The following is a 19,048-nucleotide window of genomic DNA, read 5'->3' as shown; positions in this document are numbered from 1 at the left end:
CTCCTCGGTTCAGCGGTCCATCACCGCCGCGATGCTGGCGGCGAGCTGGTCCAGGGTCTCGATGTTGTGCACGGCCAGCATGCCGTGCACCTGCCGGTGCAGCACCTGCGCGCCGCGCGCCACGGGCTCGTACCCGGCAAATCGCAGCAGCGGGTTGAGCCACAGCACGCGGCGCGAATGGCGGCGCAGCCAGCCGAGCTCGCGTTCCAGGTCCTTCGGCTCACCGGTGTCCAGGCCGTCGGTGATCAGCAGCACCAGCGTGCGCCGCCCGACCAGCCGGCGTGCATGCGCGGCGCGCAGCATGGCCAGCGAGTCGCCCAGGCGCGTGCCGCCGGCGAAGTCGTCGATCAGGTGGCTGGCCGCCTGCAGCATCTCGTCGGTGTCGGCCATGCGGAAGGCGCCGCTCAGGTCCGTGAGATGGGTGCCGAAGGCGAACACGTCGCAGCGGCCGCGACCGTGGCGTGTGGCCGCATGCAGGAACGCGAGCAGCAGGCGCGCATAGCGCTCCATGGAACCGGATACGTCCACCAGCACGAGCAGCGGCAGCGGCTGGCGGCGACGCATGCGCCGCGGCACCCGCAGCAGTTCGCCCCCGGTGCGCGCCGCATCACGCATCGCGCGTGCCCAGTGCGGCCGCGTGCCCCGCAGGCCGGCGCTGGTGCGGCGCGCCGCGACGGTGGGTACGGGCAGCGCGACGTCGCGCGCGAGCTGCTCGACCAGGCGGTACTCCTGCGCGCTGAGCGCATTGAAGTCCGCATGCCGCAGGCGCTGCAGGTCGCTGGCGGTCATCACGGCATCGAAGCGCATCTCCTTGTCGGGCCGCAGCGTCTCGGGCGCATTGGGCTTGCGCGGCGCCAGCGCCTCCTGCACGCGCGGGCGGCGCTTGACCGGCTCGGCCTTGCCCTCGCCGCGCGGCAGCATCTGCGCCAGGAGCTTCTGCGCCATGCCGGGGTCGCGGAAGAAGGCGTCGAACAGTTCGCGGAACACCAGCCGGTCCTGCTCGCGCCCGACCATCACCGCTTCCAGCGCGGCGCCCAGGTCGTCGCGCCGTTCCACGCCGACCAGGCCCGCGGCCTCGATGCCCAGCGCGATGCGCGCGCTGTCCACCTGCACGCCGGCGCGGCGCAACGCGCGGCCGAAGCCGGCGATGTTGGCGGCCAGCTTGCCGGTGCGCGCGTCGCCCAGTTGCATCTCAGGCCTCGCACCGTGGGCAAGCGCGGCTCATGGCCGGATGTCCGGGCCGCCGTCCTGCGGTTGCAGCAGCTGGTCGGCGAGGTCGCGGGTCAATGCCGCCACGTCCTCGCGCTGCTTGAACAGGATGCCCGCCGTGTCGGTCACGACCTCGGGATCCAGCACCAGCGTGTCCAGCGCCACCAGCGCCTTGGCCCATTCGACGCTCTCGGCGATGCCGGGCGCGCGCTGGAACGCATTGGCGAACGGCTGGCTCCGCAACCGGCCCACGAAGGACGCGACCTGCTGCGCGAGCTGTTCGCCGGCCTTGGGGACACGCGACTGCACGATGGCGAGTTCCCGCTCGCGATCCGGGTAGTCGAGCCAGTGGTACAGGCAGCGGCGCTTGAGCGCGTCGTGTAGGTCGCGCGTGCGGTTGCTGGTGAGGATGGTCACCGGCGGCGCCGTCGCGCGGATGGTGCCCAGCTCGGGGATGCTGACCTGGTACTCGCCCAGGTACTCCAGCAGGAAGGCCTCGAACGGTTCGTCGGCGCGATCGAGCTCGTCGACCAGCAGCACCGCGCCGGGCGCAGGGGCCTGCAGCGCCTGCAGCAGCGGCCGGCGGATCAGGAAGCGCTCCTGGTACACCTCGCGCTCGGCCTCCATCGCCTTGCCGCTGCCCTCGGCGGCGCGCAGGTGCAGCAGCTGCGCCGCGTAGTTCCATTCGTAGAGTGCTTCGCGCTGCTCCAGGCCGTCGTAGCACTGCAGCCGCAGCAACTCGCGGCCGAGCGCCGTCGCAAGGGCCTTGGCCAGTTCGGTCTTGCCGACGCCGGGCTCGCCCTCGAGCAGCAGCGGGCGCTGCAGCTTCAGCGCGAGGAAGGCGGCCGTGGCCAGGCGCCGGTCGGCGAAGTAGCCGGCCTGCTGCAGGGACTGGATGAGCGCATCGATGGAGGACAGCACGGGATGTCCATTGGACCCGAAGAACCGCAGCCGGTGTGGCCGGCCGCGGCGGTTGCGCGCGTCAGCCCAGGGCCTTCGCGACGGCGCGTTGCGTGAGCACGCCGATCAGGTTGGCGCGGTACTCGGCCGACGCATGCAGGTCGCTCGACAGGTTGTCCGTGGAGACCTGCACGCCCGCTGCCGATTCGGGCGTGAAGCTGCGCGTGAGCGCTTCTTCCAGTCCCTTGTGGCGGAACACGCCGTTGCCGCCGCCCGTGACCGCCACCCGCACGCCGCTGTCGAACTGCGCGACGAAGATGCCGATCAGCGCGAACCGCGAGGCCTGCTGCTTGAACTTGATGTACGCGGCGCGCCTGGGAATCGGGAACGCGATGCTCGTGATGAGCTCGCCCTCCTCCAGCGCCGTCGTGAACATCGCGGGGAAGAAATCATCGGCCGCGATCTTGCGCGTGGGCGTGTTCACCGTCGCGTTGAGTGCCAGCACCGCGCTCGGATAGCAGGCGGACGGATCGTTGTTGGCCACCGAGCCGCCGATGGTGCCCAGCGCACGCACCTGCCGGTCGCCGATGTTGGCGGCCAGGTCGGCCAACGCGGGAATCGCGGCCCGCACATCGCCACTGACCGCGACATCGGCGTGACGCGTCATCGCCCCGATCACCAGGCTCTGGCCTTCGCGGCGGATGCCCGCCAGTTCACGCACGGCCGTGATGTCGACCAGCTGCTCGGGATTGGCCAGGCGCAGCTTCATCGAGGCCAGCAGCGTCTGTCCGCCGGCCAGCAGCTTGCCGCCGCCCGCGGCCAGCCTGCTCGCATCGGCCAGGCTGGTGGGACGTTCGAAGGTGAATGCGTACATGCTCGTCTCCTTGCGTCGTTCAGTGCGCCGCCGCGTGGATGGCTTCCCACACGCGCGCCGGGGTGGCCGGCATGTCGAGGTCCTTCACGCCCATGTCGCGCAGGGCGTCGAGCACGGCATTGATCACGGCCGGCGGCGATCCGATGGCGCCCGCCTCGCCGCATCCCTTCGATCCCAGCGGGTTGTGCGTGCAGGGCGTGCACACGTGGCCCAGCGTGAAGTTGGGGATGTCCACGGCGCGCGGCAGCGCATAGTCCATCAGGCTGCCGGTGAGCAGCTGCCCCGTCTCGCGGTCGTAGACGCAGTTCTCCATCATGGCCTGGCCGATGCCCTGCGCGATGCCGCCGTGCACCTGGCCTTCGACGATCATCGGGTTGACAATGGTGCCGAAGTCGTCCACGGCGGTGAAGCGATCGATGCGCGTGACGCCGGTCTGCGGGTCGACCTCGACCTCGCAGATGTAGGTGCCGGCCGGGAAGGTGAAGTTGGTCGGGTCGTAGAACGCCGTCTCGTTCAAGCCCGGCTCCAGCTTGTCCAGCGGATAGTTGTGCGGCACGTACGCCGTCAGCGCCACCTGGCCGAACGGGATCTTCTTGTCGGTGCCCTTGACCTTGAACTCGCCGCCGGAGAACTCGATGTCGGCATCGCTCGCCTCCATCAGGTGGGCGGCAATCTTCTTGGCCTTGGCCTCGATCTTGTCCAGCGCCTTCATGATCGCCGTGCCGCCCACGCTGAGGGAGCGCGAGCCGTAGGTCCCCATGCCGAAGGGCACGCGGCCCGTGTCGCCGTGCACCACGTCGACGTTCTCCACCGGGATGCCCAGCCTTGCCGCCACGACCTGCGCGAACGTGGTCTCGTGGCCCTGGCCATGGCTGTGCGAGCCGGTGAACACCGTCACGCTGCCGGTGGGATGCACGCGCACTTCGCCGCATTCGAACAGGCCGGCGCGCGCACCGAGCGCACCGGCGATGTTCGATGGCGCCAGCCCGCACGCCTCGATGTAGCTGCTGTAGCCGATGCCGCGCTTGAGCCCCTTGGCCTCGCTGGCCTGCTTGCGGGCCCCGAAGCCGTCGACCTCGGCCAGCTTCTGCGCCTGGTCCATGCACGCCACGTAGTCGCCGATGTCGTACTGCAAGGCGACCGGTGTCTGGTACGGGAAGCTGGTGACGAAGTTGCGCCGCCGGATCTCGTCCTGCGCCAGGTTCATCTCCCAGCCGCAGCGGCTGACCAGGCGCTCGAGCAGGTAGGTGGCCTCAGGCCGGCCGGCGCCGCGGTAGGCGTCCACCGGCGCGGTGTTGGTGAACCAGGCATCGACCTCGATGTAGATCTGCGGCGTCGTGTACTGGCCCGCGAGCAGCGTGGCATAGAGGATGGTGGGGATCGCCGTCGAGAAGGTCGACAGGTACGCGCCCAGGTTGGCGTCGGTATGCACGCGCAGCGCCATGAACTTGCCGTCCTTGTCCATGGCCATCTCGGCATGGGTGACGTGGTCGCGACCGTGCGCGTCGGTGAGGAAGGCCTCGCTGCGATCGGCGGTCCACTTCACCGCGCAGTTGAGCTGCTTCGCCGCCCAGGTGACCGCGACGTCCTCGGCGTACAGGAAGATCTTGGAGCCGAAGCCACCGCCCACGTCGGGCGCGATCACGCGCACCTTGTGCTCGGGCAGGCCGAGCACGAACGCCGTCATCAGCAGGCGCTCGACGTGCGGGTTCTGGTTGGCCACGTACAGCGTGTAGTCGTCGGTGGCGCGGTTGTAGGCGCCGATGGCCGAGCGCGGCTCGATCGCGTTGGGAACCAGGCGGTTGTTGGTCAGGTCGATCCTGGTGACGTGCGCCGCCTTGGCGAACACCGCATCGACCTGGCCCTTGTCGCCGATGGCCCACTTGTAGCAGTGGTTGTCGGGTGCCGCGTCGTGCAGTGCCGTGCCCTTGCTCGCATCGCGCACGTCGACCACGGCCGCGAGCGGCTCGTACTCGACATCCACGGCTTCGGCCGCGTCGCGCGCCTGCTGCGCGGTGTCGGCGATCACCATCGCCACCTGGTCGCCCACGTAGCGCACCTTGCCCAGCGCCAGCACGGGATGCGGCGGCTCCTTCATCGGCGTGCCGTCGGTCCCGGTGATGAGCCAGCCGCAGGGCAGGCCATTGACCTTGCCCTCCATGTCCTTGCCGGTGAACACGCGCCGCACGCCGGGCATGCCCTCCGCACGGCTGGTGTCGATGGAGACGATGCGCGCATGCGCATGCGGCGAGCGGACGAACACCGCGGCGCGCTGGTTGGCCAGCTGGATGTCGTCGGTGTACTGGCCGGCGCCGGTGAGGAACCGCATGTCCTCGCGACGCCGCAGCGACTCGCCGATGTGCGGCAGCTTGGAGAAATCGGATGCACCCATGGCGTTCTCCTCAGGCGGTGGCCGATGCGGCCGCGCCCTGCTTCACGGCCTTGACGATGTTCTGGTAGCCGGTGCAGCGGCAGATGTTGCCGTCGAGCTGTTCGCGGATCTCCGCCTCGCTGGCGTTGGGGTGCTGCCGGCAGAGGTCGATGGCGCTGAGCACCATGCCCGGCGTGCAGAAGCCGCACTGCAGGCCGTGGCAGTCCTTGAAGGCGGCCTGCATCGGGTGCATGGTGCCGTCGGCCTGCGCGATGCCCTCGATGGTGGTGATCTCGGCGCCCTCGTGCTGCGCGGCCAGCGTGTTGCACGACTTCACGGCGCGGCCGTTGACGAGCACGGTGCACGCGCCGCACTGTGCGGTGTCGCAGCCCACGTGGGTGCCCGTCAGGCGCAGGTGCTCGCGGATCGCGGTGACGAGCAGCGTGTTGGCCGGCACGTCGATGCGCTCGGACCGGCCGTTCACCTTGAGTTGGACCTGCATGGGGAGTCTCCTTCGCTTCGGGGTGCGGGCCATGTTCGGCCCGGGTGCGGAGCCCTCATCTAAGGGAAACCCTGAGTCGCGAAGTGGGGTACTGTGAAATTCTCAAAATGGAACAGCCGCCCGGCCACGATGCGCCGGCAGCCAGAACGAGGAGACACGTTCATGCCGGAGAACAACGAAGCGCGGTTGCAGCAGATCGCCAGCGCACGGCGCGCCGTGATGCAGGACAACCGGTCCGCAACGGATGTGCTGGTGGACGGCTGGTCCGACCGCAGCTGGATCGACCGCAGCTGGATCGAACGCTCCTGGCGCCGCTGCCTCGCGCTGGGCCATCGGCCCGACCAGCACGTGCAGTTCAACGTGCTGCCGCCGCAGGCGGTGCGGCGCGCGGAGGAATCCAGCCAGGCCCTGCTGCTGGCTGCGCGCCCCGTGATGTCGCGCCTGGTCCGCGCCATCGCCGGCAGCCGCTACTTCGCCGTTCTCACGGATGCGCAGGGCACCGTCGTCGGGGTCGACGGCGTCATCGATCGCAGCGACCGCCGCGCCACGCTCATCACGCGCGTCGGCGTCGATCTCTCGGAGCGCGCGGTGGGCACCACCGCCATCGGCGCCGCGCTGGCCGAACTGCAACCGGTGTGGCTGCACCGCGGCGAGCACTTCTTCGACGACACCAGCTGCTACAGCTGCGCGGGCGCGCCCCTCGTCGGGCCCGACGGCAAGCCGGTGGGCATGCTGGATCTCACCGGCATCGACGCCGCCGAGCGGCCCGAGCTGAAGCACATGGTCGTGCAGTCGGCACGCAGCATCGAGGACGCGCTCGCGCTGGCCCAGCCGCACCAGCTGCTGCTGCGCCTGAACTGGCCAGGCCGCGACTTCGGCACCGGGCACGAAGGCCTGCTGTGCCTCGACGCCGATGGATGGGTCGTCAGCGCCAACCCGGCAGCGCGCGAGATGCTCGGGCACCTGGCGTCCGCGCACGGCCCGGTGCATGCGAGCGAGCTGTTCGCGTCGGCGTGGGAGAGCCTGTTCGACGTCGCGCGCAAGGACGAGGCGTCGGAGGTGCCGCTGTGGTCCGGCCTCACGCTGCAGGTGCTGGCGCAGGCTGCGGGCCGGGCCCTCGCGGCGCGTCCCGCGGCGCCCGATGCACGCATGCCGCTCAAGGACGTGGAAGCCGGGCTGATCCACGACGCCGTGCGCGAGTGCCGCGGCAACGTGATGGCGGCCGCGAAGATGCTGGGCATCAGCCGGGCCACGGTGTACCGAAAGCTGGGCAAGCGGCCGCCCAGCGCCTGAGCCGCCTACCCCGGCAGCGCGATCACCACCGCGGCTTCGTCCAACTGCAAGGACACCCGGCTGCCGACGCGCAGTCGGCTGCGTGGCGCGGCGAATCCCACCAGTCCGAGAGTCCCGACCTGCGCGGCGACCTCGTCGCCGGCGTCGCCGCGGGAGATCCGGCTCGCACGGCCGTCGAGCTGGTTGGTGCCGGCCCGGGATGCCGCCCCTTGCACGCGCTCGACGCGGACCGCGGTCGCCTTGCACAGCGCCAGCACTTCCAGCCCCGGCACAAGCCCCAGCAGTTCGGCGCTCTCGGCCGTGATGCGCGAGGCGAGCCGCCCGCCGTCCGGCAGCACCAGATCCACGCGCACCAGCGGCCCATGCACCTGCACTTCGGCGACGCTGCACGGCACCTGGTTGCGCATGCTGGTGCGCAGGCCCAGCGCTGCCAATGCGCCCGACTGCGGCCGGGCCGCGAGCCGCGCCAGCACCTGCTCGCGCGACCGCGCCATGGCCGCGCCGGCCTGCAGCAGTTGCTTGCCGGCGGCGGTGAGACGCGCGCCGCCACCGCCCGCGCCGCCGACGGCCTTCTCCACCACCGGCACGCCGGCCAGGTTGGACAGCATGTCGATCGCCTGCCACGCGGCCTTGTAGCTCACCGCCGCGTCGCGCGCGGCCTGCGAGATCGAGCCGCACGCATCCACCCGCCGCAGCAGGTCCAGGCGCTTGTCGCCGGCGGCGTTGCCCAGGGCTCCGGCAAGGTGCGGTCGTCGCGGCATGGCCTGGATTGTGCCGAACGCCTACACTGGCCGCTATTCCATCGGTGAATAGCGACCCATGCGGCGACTACTTGCTTCCCTCATCACGCTGGCGCTTGCCGGCGCCGCCCACGCCGGCGAAGTGAGCGTGGCCGTCGCCGCCAACTTCACGGCGCCGATGCAGAAGATCGCGGCGGTCTTCGAGCACGACACCGGCCACAAGGCGGTGCTGTCGTTCGGATCCACCGGCCGCTTCTACGCGCAGGTGAAGAGCGGCGCGCCTTTCCAGGTGCTGCTGGCGGCGGACGAGGCCACGCCGGCGCGGCTGGAACAGGAAGGCCTCGCCGTCGCGGGCTCACGCTTCACCTATGCAACCGGCAAGCTGGTGCTGTGGAGCGCGACGCCAGGCCTGGTGGACGACAAGGGCGAGGTGCTGCGGCGCCCTGGCAGCGGCCGCATCGCCATCGCCGATCCCAGGCTGGCCCCGTACGGCGCGGCGGCTGTCGAGACCATGCAGAAGCTGGGCGTGTTCACGGCGCTGCAGCGGCGCCTCGTGCAGGGCGACAGCATCGCGCAGGCCTGGCAGTTCGTGAGCACGGGCAATGCACCGCTCGGTTTCGTCGCCCTGTCGCAGGTCATGGAGGACGGCCGCATGGCCAGCGGCTCGGCGTGGCTCGTTCCCGAGTCGCTGCATGCGCCGATCCGGCAGGACGCGGTGTTGCTCGTCACGGGCAAGGACAACGCTGCCGCGACGGCGCTGCTGGCCTACCTGCGCGGAAGCCGGGCGCAGGCCATCATCCGCGGCCAGGGCTACGGGCTGTGATGCCGCCGCTCGCCAACGACGACCTGCAGGCCATCGCGCTGACGCTGCGCCTCGCGACCACCACCACCGTCGTGCTGCTCGTGCTCGCAACCCCGCTGGCGTGGTGGCTGGCGCGTGCCCGCTCGGCCGTCGCTGCGGTCGTCGGCGCGGTGGTCGCCCTGCCGCTGGTGCTGCCACCCACCGTGCTCGGCTTCTACCTGCTGGTGGTGTTCGGGCCGCAGGGCTGGGGCGGCCAGCTCACGCAGGGTCTCGGGCTCGGCCTGCTGCCCTTCACCTTCGGCGGGCTCGTGGTGGCCTCGGTGCTGTACTCACTGCCCTTTGCCGTGCAGCCGCTGCAGCACGCGTTCGCATCGGTCGGCCGTCGTCCGATGGAAGCAGCGGCGACGCTGCGCGCGAGGCCGCTCGATGCCTTCTTCACGGTCGCCGTGCCACTGGCAAGGCCGGGCTTCGTCACTGCCGCGATCCTCAGCTTCGCGCACACGGTCGGCGAGTTCGGCGTGGTGCTGATGATCGGCGGCAACATCCCCGGCGCGACACGCGTGGTCTCGACGCAGATCTACGGCCACGTGGAAGCGCTGGAGTACGCACAGGCACATGCGCTGGCCGGCGGGATGGTGCTGTTCGCGTTCGCGGTGCTGCTCGCGCTGGCCCTGTTCGGCCGCCGCGGCGCGCAGGTCACGCCGTGAGCGACACGGCCGGCCGGCTGCAGCTGGCGCTCGAGCGCGGCACGTTCAGTCTGGACGTCGACATCGCGTTCCCGGCCCACGGCATCACGGCGCTGTTCGGGCCCTCCGGCTCGGGCAAGACGACGGTGCTGCGCTGCGTCGCGGGCCTCGAGCGTGCGAGCGGACAGGTGCTCGTCGGCGGGCACCAGTGGCAGGACGCATCCGGCCGCGCGTTCCTCGCGCCGTGGCAACGTCCCGTCGGCTACGTGTTCCAGGAAGCGAGCCTGTTTCCGCACCTGGACGTGCGCGGCAACCTGCGCTACGCCCAGAAGCGCGCGCACGCCGGCCGCACGCCGATCGCGCTCGACACCGTGATCGAGCTGCTCGGCATCGGCCACCTCCTGGACCGAAGCACGCAGGATCTGTCGGGCGGCGAACGCCAGCGCGTGGCCATCGCGCGCGCGTTGGCCACCCAGCCCGAGCTGCTGCTGCTCGACGAGCCGCTGGCCTCGCTCGACCCCGCCCGGCGGCGCGAGGTGCTGCCGTGGCTGGAACACCTGCGCGACGGGCTGCGCATCCCCATGCTCTACGTGACGCATGCGATCGACGAGGCCGCTCGCCTGGCCGACACGCTGGTGCTGATGGACCAGGGCCGGGTGCTGGCGCAAGGGCCGCTCGCGTCGATGCTGGCGCGCGGCGACCTGCCGCTGGCGGCGGACGATGATGCCGGCGCGGTGCTGCACGCCACGGTCGTGGAACGCGATTCCCGCTGGCATCTCGTGCGCGTGGCGTTCGACGGCGGCTCGCTCTGGCTGCGCGACGATGGACTCGCGCTCGGCACACCGGTGCGCGTGCGGGTGCTGGCGCGCGACATCAGCCTGGCACTGGAAGCCCCGGGGGGCGGCGTGAGCATCCAGAACATGCTGATCTGCGCGGTGCAGCGCATCGACGCGGCCTCGCATCCATCGCAAGTGCACGTGCAGCTGGCCTGCGGTGCCAGCGCCCTGCTGGCCCGCATCACGGCGCGGGCCGCCGATGCGCTGGAACTGGTGCCGGGCTGCGCGGTGTGGGCGCAGGTGAAGTCGGCGGCGCTGGTGCGCTGACGCTCAGTGTGCGTTGGCGTTGGGGAAGAACAGCTGCTGCCCGTCGATGCGGTAGCTCGCGATGGTCGCCTGTCCCTCGGGTGAGATCACCCAGTCGACGAACTTCTGCGCGCCGGCGACGTTCACGTGCGGATGCTTCTGCGGGCTGACGATCATCACGCCGTACTGGTTGAACAGGCGCTTGTCGCCCTCGACCAGGATCGCGAGGTCGCCGCGGTTCCTGAAGCTGAGCCAGGTGCCGCGGTCGGTGAGCGTGTACGCGCTGCCGGACGAGGCGATGTTCAGGTCCGGCCCCATGCCGCAGCCGCATTCGCGGTAGCCGCTGCCCTTGGCCTGGACGCCCGCGTCCTTCCAGGCGCGCAGTTCGGCGGCGCTGGTGCCGCTCTTGTCGCCGCGCGAGATGAAGGGCGCATTCGTGGCCGCGATCTTGCGCAGCGCCACGCCGATGTCCTTGCCTTTCACGGCGGCAGGATCCGACCTGGGCCCGACCAGCACGAAGTCGTTGTACATGACGTCGTACCGGCGCGGCGCGAAGCCGTCGGCGACGTACTTCTCCTCCGCGGGACGGTCGTGCACGAACAGCACGTCGGCATCGCCGCGCCGGGCCATGTCGATCGCCTGCCCCGTGCCGACCGCGACGACCTTCACACCGATGCCGGTGGCCTTGGTGAACGCAGGCAGCAGGTGGCCGAACAGGCCGGACTGCTCGGTGGACGTGGTCGACGCCATCGTGATGGTGGTGGTCGGCTGGGCCAGCGCCATGCCGGCAGCCAGGCCGAGCAAGGCGGCGGCCCATGCGCGGCGGCTGAAAAGGGACGTGGTCATCCGCCGATCGTAGGCAGCGCGTGCCCGCACCTCCATCCGTTGTTCAACCTATGAGGCGAGGTGCATAACGCTATGCTCGGCCACGTGCGCAACATCGAACTGTCGTACGCGCTGCGCGGCGTCTCCGGACCGCCGGGCACGATCCACAACCCGCTGATCGAACTGCTGCAGGCAGTGCGCGAGCACGGCTCGATCGCCGCTGCCGCCCAGGGACTGGGGCGGTCTTACAGGCACGTGTGGGGCGAGCTCAAACGCTGGGAAGGCGAACTCGGGCGCACGCTGATCGTCTGGGACAAGGGGCAGCCCGCCAGGCTCACCGAGTTCGGCGACAAGCTATTGTGGGCCGAGCGCCAGGCCCAGGCACGCCTCGCGCCGCAGATCGAGGCCTTGCATGCGGACCTGGAGCGCGCGTTCGGGGTGGCGTTCGACGACGGGGCGCACGTGCTCACGCTGCATGCGAGCCATGACGACGCACTGGCCAACCTGCGCGCCTTCGCGTCGACCCACGCGCGGCTGCACCTGGACGTGCGTTTCATGGGCAGCGTCGATGCGATCGCGTCGCTCAACGCAGGCCGCTGCACAGTGGCGGGCTTCCACACGCCGCCGCAACCCGCACCCGGGTCGCTGGCCGAACGCACCTACCGTCCGCTGCTGCAGCCGGGCCGGCACAAGATCATCGGCTTCGCGCGGCGCAGCCAGGGACTGGCCGTGGCGCGCGGCAATCCGCTGCGGCTTCGCTCGTTCGACGACCTCGCGCGCAGCAACGTGCGCTACGTCAATCGCGCACGTGGCACCGGCACACGGCTGCTCGCCGACGACCTGCTGGACCGGGCCGGGCTGCAGCCCGCGCAGGTGGCCGGATGGGATCGCGAGGAACCCTCGCACGCCGCGGTGGCGCAGGCCGTGGCCTCGGGCAGTGCGGATGCGGGACTCGCGATCGAAGCGGTCGCACGTGGCCGTGGCCTCGACTTCGTGCCGCTGCTTGAGGAGGACTACTACCTCGTGTGCCTGAAGTCGGTGCTGGAAGAGGCGCCCGCCCGCACGCTGCGCGGGTTGCTCGCGGGCAGCGACTGGCAGGAGCAACTGCGCCGCCTTCCGGGCTATGCGCCGCTGCACAGCGGCGAGGTCCTGAGCCTGCGCGAGCAGCTGCCGTGGTGGCGCTACGCCGCCACGCCCAAACGCGCGACGTAAGCCCGCTCTCTAGGCCTGCTCACCCTTGCGCTTGCGTGTGCCCGCGGCGGGCTTGCCGGTGCCGGCGCCCGTGCTGGCCGCGGCCTTCACGCTGGTGCGCGCCTTCGCGGGTGCCTTGGGCTCGGCGGCCTTCTTGCGCGGCGCCGCGGCGGGCTCGTCGTTCGCGGCCGCGGACCTGCGCGCGGCAGGCGCCGGGGCTGCAGCCGCGGGCGCCGGTGCGGCCTTGCCCTGCAGGCTGCGCCGCAGCAGCTCGGTGAGATCCAGCACGTCGGCACTCGGCGCCGGCGCTTCCTCGCCGGGCAGCGGCTGCAGCGTTGCCACATCGCCGGCGGCGGCCTTGGCCTGCACCAGCTGCTGCAGCTTCTCCTTGAACTCGTCGTGGAACAGGTCCGGGCTCCAGGCCGCGGCCATGTCGGTGACCAGCTGCTCGGCCATCTTGAGTTCGCGCTCGTTGGGCGCGGCGGCGCCCGTGTCGCCGATCGTGCTGGACGGCGCATCGCGCACCTCGTCGGACCAGCGCATCAGCTCGAGCACCAGCCCGCCGCCGGAAGGCATCAGCGCGGCGAGGTGCTGCTTGGTCGAGATCACGATCTTCGCCACGCCGATCTTGCCGGTGCGCTGCAGCACGTCGCGCAGCAGCGCGAACGGCTTGAGCCCGCGCGCGCCGGGCGCCACGTGGTAGGGCTTGCTGAAGAAGGTGGCCGGGATCTCGGCGGCATCGACGAAGGCTTCGATCTCGATCGTCTGCGTCGACTTGGGCAGCGCGTTGCGGATGTCCTCCTTGGACAGCACCACGTACTGGCCTTCCTCGACCTGGATGCCCTTGACCAGCTCGTCGCGCTGCACGGCTTCGCCGGTGGTCTTGCTCACCTGCTTGTTGCCGACCGGACTCATGGTCGTCGGGTCGATGAGGTTGAACTTCGGCCGCGTCTCGGCGGTCGCGCTGTAGAGGACGACGGGGATGTGCACCAGCCCGAAGCTGATCGCACCTTTCCACACCGCCCGGGTGCTGGCAGGGGCAGTCATTCGGCAGCCTCCGTGCTTCGCACTGCGGCATTCGACTTGGGAGCGGCCCGGCGTCTCATGACGGCCACCATAGGCGCAGCCGGATGCGGCCGCTGTAGGAAACGGCCGGGTCTCTCGCCGCTCAGCTGGCGCAGCTGCGAAAGCCGGTGAAGGCGTCGTCGTGGTCCGGCAGCGCGAAGCCGCGCCGCGTCGCCCAGCCCAGCCGCGAGCGCGTGGCGAACGACGCGCCGCGCAGCACGCGCGCGCGGCCGAAGAAGGGCTCGGCCTCGAACTCGCCGTGCCTTGTCCACGGGTCCGGCGTGAAGCCGGGCCAGGGCCGCAGCGTGCCGGCCGTCCACTCGTTCACCTCGCCCCAGCGGAAGCCGCGGCTGGCGGCACGCGTGGCCGCGATCTCCCACTCGACTTCGGTGGCGAGCCGCCGGCCGGCCCAGCGGCACCAGGCGTCGGCCTCCCACCAGCTGGCATGCATCACGGGCTGGTGCGAAGCCATGCGCGTGGGCCGCCCGAACACCGTCTGCATCACCGCGCCGCTGCCCACGCCGATCTGGTCCACGTGGCGCGGCCCGCGGCGTCCTTCGCCCTCGCCCAGCGCGGTGAGCCAGGCCCAGCCCTGCGGATGCCACAGCTCGGGGCGGTCGTAGCCGTCGTCGTCGACGAACTCGACGAACTGGCCCCAGCTCACGGGCTGCGCATCGATCTCGAACTCCGGCACCGATTCCTCGTGGCGCCCGCGTTCGACGTCGAAGGCGAAGCCGCCCTCGACCTCGCCCAGCACCCAGCGCGTGGCGGGCAGTTGCAGCGGCTCGCGCGGCACGCCCGCCGCCGGCAGCGGCGGGCCGACACGCAGGCCGAGCGACTGCGCCTGCCGCAGCAGCTGCTCGGCACGCAGGTCCTCGTGGAACAGCGCGGCGCGGAAGAAGTACAGGCCGTCGTCGTCCGGCGCGGCATGTTCCAGCACGTCCAGCGTGCGCTCCAGGGTCTCGAGCAAATAGCCCCGCACCTCGTCCACCGACGGCAGCGGCATGTCCCAGCGGCTTGCATGCGGTGCCTGCAGCGGGTGGTACCAGCGGTCCTCCATCGGCTGCGAGGGCGGCAGCCGCGGCGCGTCGGGCGGGCAGTTGCGACCGAGCCCGCGGCGCGGATTGCGACCGATCCACCAGTCGGCGAACCAGGCGATGTGGCCGGCGATCCACTGCGGCAACTCGAAGCCGGGCTCGCAGGGCACCTGCACGCCGGCCGCCTCCTGCGCGTCGCGCCAGCGCACCAGCAAGGCAAGCGTCTGGTTGCGCGAGTCCATGAGCGCGAGCGACAGGACGTCGGCGGAGGCGCTGCGCACGGCGGGCGAGAGATGGGCAGGCGCGGCGATCGCGTGGCTGGGGACCATGGCGCATTATTCGCGCCCCGCGCCGGGGGCATCGCCTGCCGCTTCGACGTCGCCCCGGCTTTCCTAGAGGGATAACACGGAGATCGTTGGTCAAGAAGACGTCAGCGTTGCCCTCGAGTTCAGCGCAGAATTTCCCACTACAACGAAAGTGCGCGCAATCTCGTCCGAGGGGATCGGGTCTTCGCGCCGCGAGTCCTTCCCACTTTGATTCGGAGACAGCATGCAGGCATTGCTGAAATTGTCGCGGGCGATCGACTGGCTTTCGGCCCTGGTCGGGCGCTGGGTGATCTGGCTGATCCTCGCGTCCACCGTCATCAGCGGCGTCAACGCCGTGGTGCGCAAGGTGTTCAACACCAGCTCCAACGCCTACCTCGAGGTGCAGTGGTACCTGTTCGCGGCGGCGTTCCTGCTGGCCGCCGGCTACACGCTGCTCAATGGCGAGCACGTGAAGATCGACGTGGTCTATTCGCGGCTCTCGCGCAAGACCCAGAACTGGATCGACGTGTTCGGCTTCGCGGTGTTCCTGCTGCCGATGTGCCTGGTCGCGCTCTGGTTCGGGGTGCCGTTCTTCCTGCAGGGCTTCTACTCGGGCGAGATGTCGTCCAACGCCGGCGGCCTGATCCGCTGGCCGGTGTACCTGATGATGCCGCTGGGTTTCGCGCTGCTGACGCTGCAGGGCATCTCGGAGTTGATCAAGCGCATCGCCTTCGGCATGGGCCTGATCGAGGACCCGACGGCCAAGAAGGGCGAGAAATCGGCCGAGGAGGAACTGGCGGAGGAGATCCGGCGGCTGGCCGAACAAGAGGGCAAGGCCTGATCCGGCCAGGCACGAGGAGTCACGATGGGATTCATTGCACAAAACCTGGCCCCGATCATGTTCCTGGGGCTGATCGTCTTCCTGCTGCTCGGCTTCCCCGTGGCGTTCAGCCTCGGGGCCTGCGGCCTGTTCTTCGGCTTCGTCGGCATCGAGCTGGGCATCCTGCCCGAGTCGCTGCTGCAGGCGCTGCCGCTGCGCATCTACGGGATCATGCAGAACGACACCCTGCTGGCGATCCCGTTCTTCACGCTCATGGGACTGATCCTGGAGCGAAGCGGGATGGCCGAGGACCTGCTGGACACCATCGGCCAGCTGTTCGGCCCGCTGCGCGGCGGCCTGGCCATCGCGGTGATCCTGGTGGGCGCCCTGCTGGCCGCCACGACGGGCGTGGTCGCCGCCTCGGTGATCTCCATGGGCCTGATCTCGCTGCCCATCATGCTGCGCTACGGCTATGACCGGCGGCTCGCATCCGGCGTGATCGCGGCGTCGGGCACCCTGGCGCAGATCATCCCGCCGTCGCTGGTGCTGATCGTGCTGGCCGACCAGCTGGGCCGCAGCGTCGGCGACATGTACAAGGGTGCGTTCATCCCCGGCTTCCTGCTCACCGGCATCTACATCCTGTACGTCGTGGGCTGCGCGATCTTCAAGCCCCGGATGGCGCCGGCGCTGCCGCTCGAGGCACGCTCGATCCGCGAGGACGACGGCAGCACCGGCCTGCCTTCGCTGCTGGCGCTCACCGTCATCAGCGTCGCTGCCGCCGTGGTGCTGGGCGAGAACTACGACCGCGTCGCGGCCTGGTGGAACAACAGCGCCACCGTGACTCCGGTCGCGACCGACGAGACCATCGTGGTCTCCATGGCAGCTGGCGTGATCCTGGCCTTCGTGGCGGCGCTGGTGAACAAGGCCACGCGCCTCGGGCTGCTCTCGCGCATCGCGGAACGGGTGACGTTCGTGCTGATCCCGCCGCTGCTGCTGATCTTCCTGGTGCTGGGCACCATCTTCCTGGGCATCGCCACCCCGACCGAGGGCGGCGCGATGGGCGCGCTGGGCGCCATCATCATGGCGATGGCGCGCGGGCGCCTGAGCTTCTCGCTGCTGAAGCAGGGCCTGAACACCACCACCAAGCTCTCCTGCTTCGTGGTCTTCATCCTGGTGGGCTCGACGATGTTCAGCCTCACCTTCCAGGGCGTGGACGGCCCGCGCTGGGTGGAGCACCTGTTGACCAGCCTGCCGGGCGGCCAGCTCGGCTTCCTGATCGTGGTCAACCTGCTGATCTTCTTCCTGGCCTTCTTCCTCGACTTCTTCGAGCTGTCGTTCATCGTCGTGCCGCTGATCGGCCCCGTGGCCGAGAAGCTGGGCATCGACCTGATCTGGTTCGGCGTGCTGCTGGGCGTGAACATGCAGACCTCTTTCATGCACCCGCCGTTCGGCTTCGCGCTGTTCTACCTGCGCAGCGTGGCGCCGGTGCGCGAGTACCTGGACAAGATCACGCGCAAGACCGTCGCGCCCGTCACCACGATGCAGATCTACTGGGGCGCGGTGCCGTTCGTGATCATCCAGGTGCTGATGGTGGGACTGATCATCGCGTTCCCCGGCATCGTGTCGCGCGACAAGGAAGAGAAGATCGACCTGGACAAGGTCAAGATCGAGATGCCGACGGAGGAGAACTTCGGCACGCCCGACATGTCCGGCGGCGGCGCGGCGCCCACCACGCCCGCGCCCGCGCCGTCGGGCGCAGCGTCCGGCGACGTGCAGATGCCGACCCCGGAAGCGCAGCCCGCGCCCGAGGACGACCAGAAGAAGATCGACGAGCTGTTCAACAAGAAGTGATGCCTGCGGGCGATGCAAGGGCCTCCCTCGGGAGGCCTTTTTCATGGGCTCGGCGCCATGCAAAAGGGCGGCCGAAGCCGCCCTTGCGTCATGCGTTGCGCCGCAGGCGCACGCGGATCACCGCGGTTGCGCAGCGCCCGTGCCACGCACGATCGTGCCGAGCTGGCCGTTGCTGACCGCCGGGATGTCCGACGGCTTCGGGTCGTGGCGCGGGATGCGGCTGCCGGTGGGGATGTAGCCCTCGTCGCGGATGGCCGCGCGCTCGCCGGCGGCGGGATCGGCCGCGCACGCGACTAGCAGCAGGCTGGCCATGCCGATGGCCAGGATGGTGGGCCGCATCGACCTCAGACCTTCACCGACGTCATGTAGCTGTCGAAGCGGTACTCCGAGAAGCGGGTCCACAGCAGCTGGTCGCGCTGGAAGGCGCGCATGTCCTGGTGGATCTTCTTGAAGTCGGCCGACTTGGCCTCGTGCTCGGCGAAGACTTCCATCGAGGCCTTGAAGCCGGCGTCCATCACGTCCTTGGTGAACGGCTTGAGCTGCGTCTTCGCGCCCACGAGGCGCTTCAGGGCGATCGGGTTCAGCGCGTCGTACTTGGCCGTCATGTCGCGCGCGGCCACCTGGGTCGCAGCTTCCACGATCGCCTTGTTCTCCGCCGACAGCGCGTCGAACGCCTTGGTGTTGATGAAGAACTCCAGCTCGGCGCCGCCTTCCCACCAGCCCGGGTAGTAGTAGTACGGGGCGACCTTGTTGAAGCCGAGCTTCTCGTCGTCGTAGGGACCGACGAACTCGGTGGCGTCCAGCGTGCCCTTCTCCAGGGCCTGGTACACCTCGCCCGCGGGCATGTTCTGCGCCACCACGCCCAGCTTGGCCATCGCCTCGCCGAACAGGCCACCGCCCATGCGCATCTTCAGGCCCTTCAGGTCGGCGACCGTCTTGATCTCCTTGCGGTACCAGCCGCCCATCTGGGTGCCGGTGTTGCCCGCGCTGAAGCTGCGCATGTTGTACTTGGCGTAGAACGCGTCCATCAGCTTGCGGCCGTTGCCGTGCTCCATCCACGAGTCCATCTGGCGCGCGGTGAGGCCGAACGGCACGGCACAGCCGAAGGCGAAGATCGGGTCCTTGCCGGTGAAGTAGTACGGCGCCGTCTGCGCCATCTCCAGCGTGCCGTTCTGCAGCGCGTCGACGACACCGAAGGCCGGCATCAGTTCGCCGGCGGCGTGCACCGAGACGTCGAACTTCCCGCCCGAGAGCGCCTTCACCGTGGCGGCGAACTTCTCGGCGCTGCCGAAGATGGTGTCCAGCGACTTGGGAAAGCTGGAGGCGAGGCGCCAGCGCACGGCGGCCTGGGCGTGCACGGCGGGCGCGATGCCGGCTGCGAGCACCCCGCTGAGGCCTGCGTGCTTGATGAGGGAACGGCGGTCCATGGATGTGTACTCCTGTTCTTGAGGCGGCGATGATAAACGCCGCAACAAGTGCGGCGTTTGTCTCTGGG

Annotated in this window: 18 protein-coding genes; 7 read left to right on the top strand and 11 right to left on the bottom strand. The window is 70.1% G+C overall.

What is annotated here, in order from left to right; translation table 11 throughout:
* Positions 1–9: 9 nt before the first annotated feature.
* From ACPWT1_RS11065 to ACPWT1_RS11045, 5 genes are all read right to left on the bottom strand, one after another.
* A complete protein-coding gene (locus tag ACPWT1_RS11065) occupies positions 10–1,191 on the bottom strand; it encodes a vWA domain-containing protein (RefSeq protein ID WP_427915413.1) in 1,182 nt (393 codons plus the stop codon).
* 30 nt (positions 1,192–1,221) lie between these two features.
* Positions 1,222–2,130 (bottom strand): AAA family ATPase, encoded by a 909-nt coding sequence (locus tag ACPWT1_RS11060; protein ID WP_427915412.1) that lies wholly within the window; start codon positions 2,128–2,130, stop codon positions 1,222–1,224.
* A gap of 61 nt (positions 2,131–2,191) precedes the next feature.
* On the bottom strand, positions 2,192–2,983 hold the full coding sequence (locus ACPWT1_RS11055) for an FAD binding domain-containing protein (RefSeq protein ID WP_427915411.1): 792 nt from the start codon (positions 2,981–2,983) through the stop codon (positions 2,192–2,194).
* A 19-nt stretch (positions 2,984–3,002) separates the two neighbouring features.
* Positions 3,003–5,375, bottom strand: coding sequence for a xanthine dehydrogenase family protein molybdopterin-binding subunit (locus ACPWT1_RS11050; protein WP_427915410.1), 2,373 nt, complete (start codon positions 5,373–5,375; stop codon positions 3,003–3,005).
* A 10-nt stretch (positions 5,376–5,385) separates the two neighbouring features.
* Complete coding sequence (locus ACPWT1_RS11045; RefSeq protein WP_427915409.1) at positions 5,386–5,856, bottom strand: (2Fe-2S)-binding protein; 471 nt, start codon at positions 5,854–5,856, stop codon at positions 5,386–5,388.
* A gap of 162 nt (positions 5,857–6,018) precedes the next feature.
* On the opposite strand from ACPWT1_RS11045, the gene ACPWT1_RS11040 reads away from it, so the two are divergent.
* On the top strand, positions 6,019–7,149 hold the full coding sequence (locus tag ACPWT1_RS11040; protein ID WP_427915408.1) for a helix-turn-helix domain-containing protein: 1,131 nt from the start codon (positions 6,019–6,021) through the stop codon (positions 7,147–7,149).
* Positions 7,150–7,154: 5 nt separating this feature from the next.
* Here ACPWT1_RS11040 and ACPWT1_RS11035 read toward each other — a convergent pair whose 3' ends face one another.
* On the bottom strand, positions 7,155–7,910 hold the full coding sequence (locus tag ACPWT1_RS11035) for a TOBE domain-containing protein (RefSeq protein WP_427915407.1): 756 nt from the start codon (positions 7,908–7,910) through the stop codon (positions 7,155–7,157).
* 58 nt (positions 7,911–7,968) lie between these two features.
* Between ACPWT1_RS11035 and modA the strand changes: the two genes are divergently transcribed.
* From modA to modC, 3 genes are read left to right on the top strand one after another with little or no spacing between them, the layout of a single operon-like run.
* Positions 7,969–8,712, top strand: coding sequence for a molybdate ABC transporter substrate-binding protein (gene modA / locus ACPWT1_RS11030; protein WP_427915406.1), 744 nt, complete (start codon positions 7,969–7,971; stop codon positions 8,710–8,712).
* Positions 8,712–9,398, top strand: coding sequence for a molybdate ABC transporter permease subunit (gene modB, locus ACPWT1_RS11025; protein ID WP_427915405.1), 687 nt, complete (start codon positions 8,712–8,714; stop codon positions 9,396–9,398). Before modA ends, modB begins: the two co-directional genes overlap by 1 nt.
* Positions 9,395–10,480: a molybdenum ABC transporter ATP-binding protein gene (gene modC, locus ACPWT1_RS11020; RefSeq protein WP_427915404.1), complete on the top strand. Its 1,086-nt coding sequence runs from the start codon at positions 9,395–9,397 to the stop codon at positions 10,478–10,480. The genes modB and modC overlap by 4 nt, the downstream gene beginning before the upstream one ends.
* 3 nt (positions 10,481–10,483) lie before the next feature.
* Here modC and ACPWT1_RS11015 read toward each other — a convergent pair whose 3' ends face one another.
* A complete protein-coding gene (locus ACPWT1_RS11015; protein WP_427915403.1) occupies positions 10,484–11,305 on the bottom strand; it encodes a substrate-binding domain-containing protein in 822 nt (273 codons plus the stop codon).
* Between the two features lie 84 nt (positions 11,306–11,389).
* Between ACPWT1_RS11015 and ACPWT1_RS11010 the strand changes: the two genes are divergently transcribed.
* Positions 11,390–12,496, top strand: a complete 1,107-nt coding sequence (locus ACPWT1_RS11010) for a substrate-binding domain-containing protein (protein ID WP_427915402.1) — start codon at positions 11,390–11,392, stop codon at positions 12,494–12,496.
* Positions 12,497–12,505: 9 nt separating this feature from the next.
* Here the strand turns inward: ACPWT1_RS11010 and ACPWT1_RS11005 are convergent, their stop codons facing one another.
* Positions 12,506–13,522: a Ku protein gene (locus ACPWT1_RS11005; protein WP_427915401.1), complete on the bottom strand. Its 1,017-nt coding sequence runs from the start codon at positions 13,520–13,522 to the stop codon at positions 12,506–12,508.
* A gap of 121 nt (positions 13,523–13,643) precedes the next feature.
* The gene (locus tag ACPWT1_RS11000) at positions 13,644–14,906 is read right to left on the bottom strand and encodes an SUMF1/EgtB/PvdO family nonheme iron enzyme (protein ID WP_427915400.1); all 1,263 of its coding nucleotides are present in this window, start codon (positions 14,904–14,906) and stop codon (positions 13,644–13,646) included.
* Between the two features lie 220 nt (positions 14,907–15,126).
* On the opposite strand from ACPWT1_RS11000, the gene ACPWT1_RS10995 reads away from it, so the two are divergent.
* The gene (locus tag ACPWT1_RS10995; RefSeq protein WP_427915399.1) at positions 15,127–15,723 is read left to right on the top strand and encodes a TRAP transporter small permease subunit; all 597 of its coding nucleotides are present in this window, start codon (positions 15,127–15,129) and stop codon (positions 15,721–15,723) included.
* Positions 15,724–15,747: 24 nt separating this feature from the next.
* A complete protein-coding gene (locus tag ACPWT1_RS10990) occupies positions 15,748–17,553 on the top strand; it encodes a TRAP transporter large permease (protein WP_427915398.1) in 1,806 nt (601 codons plus the stop codon).
* 117 nt (positions 17,554–17,670) lie between these two features.
* Here the strand turns inward: ACPWT1_RS10990 and ACPWT1_RS10985 are convergent, their stop codons facing one another.
* Both ACPWT1_RS10985 and ACPWT1_RS10980 read right to left on the bottom strand, forming a co-directional pair.
* Entirely contained in the window at positions 17,671–17,892 is a 222-nt protein-coding gene (locus ACPWT1_RS10985; protein WP_427915397.1) for a hypothetical protein, read from the bottom strand.
* Between the two features lie 5 nt (positions 17,893–17,897).
* Positions 17,898–18,980 (bottom strand): TRAP transporter substrate-binding protein, encoded by a 1,083-nt coding sequence (locus tag ACPWT1_RS10980; protein WP_427915396.1) that lies wholly within the window; start codon positions 18,978–18,980, stop codon positions 17,898–17,900.
* Positions 18,981–19,048: the final 68 nt, after the last annotated feature.

The sequence above is a fragment of the Ramlibacter sp. MMS24-I3-19 genome (genome assembly GCF_050320135.1).
GTDB lineage: Bacteria > Pseudomonadota > Gammaproteobacteria > Burkholderiales > Burkholderiaceae_C > Ramlibacter.
The sequence above is the reverse complement of the archived record's forward strand: the minus strand, read 5'-3'. Positions and strand labels throughout refer to the sequence as shown.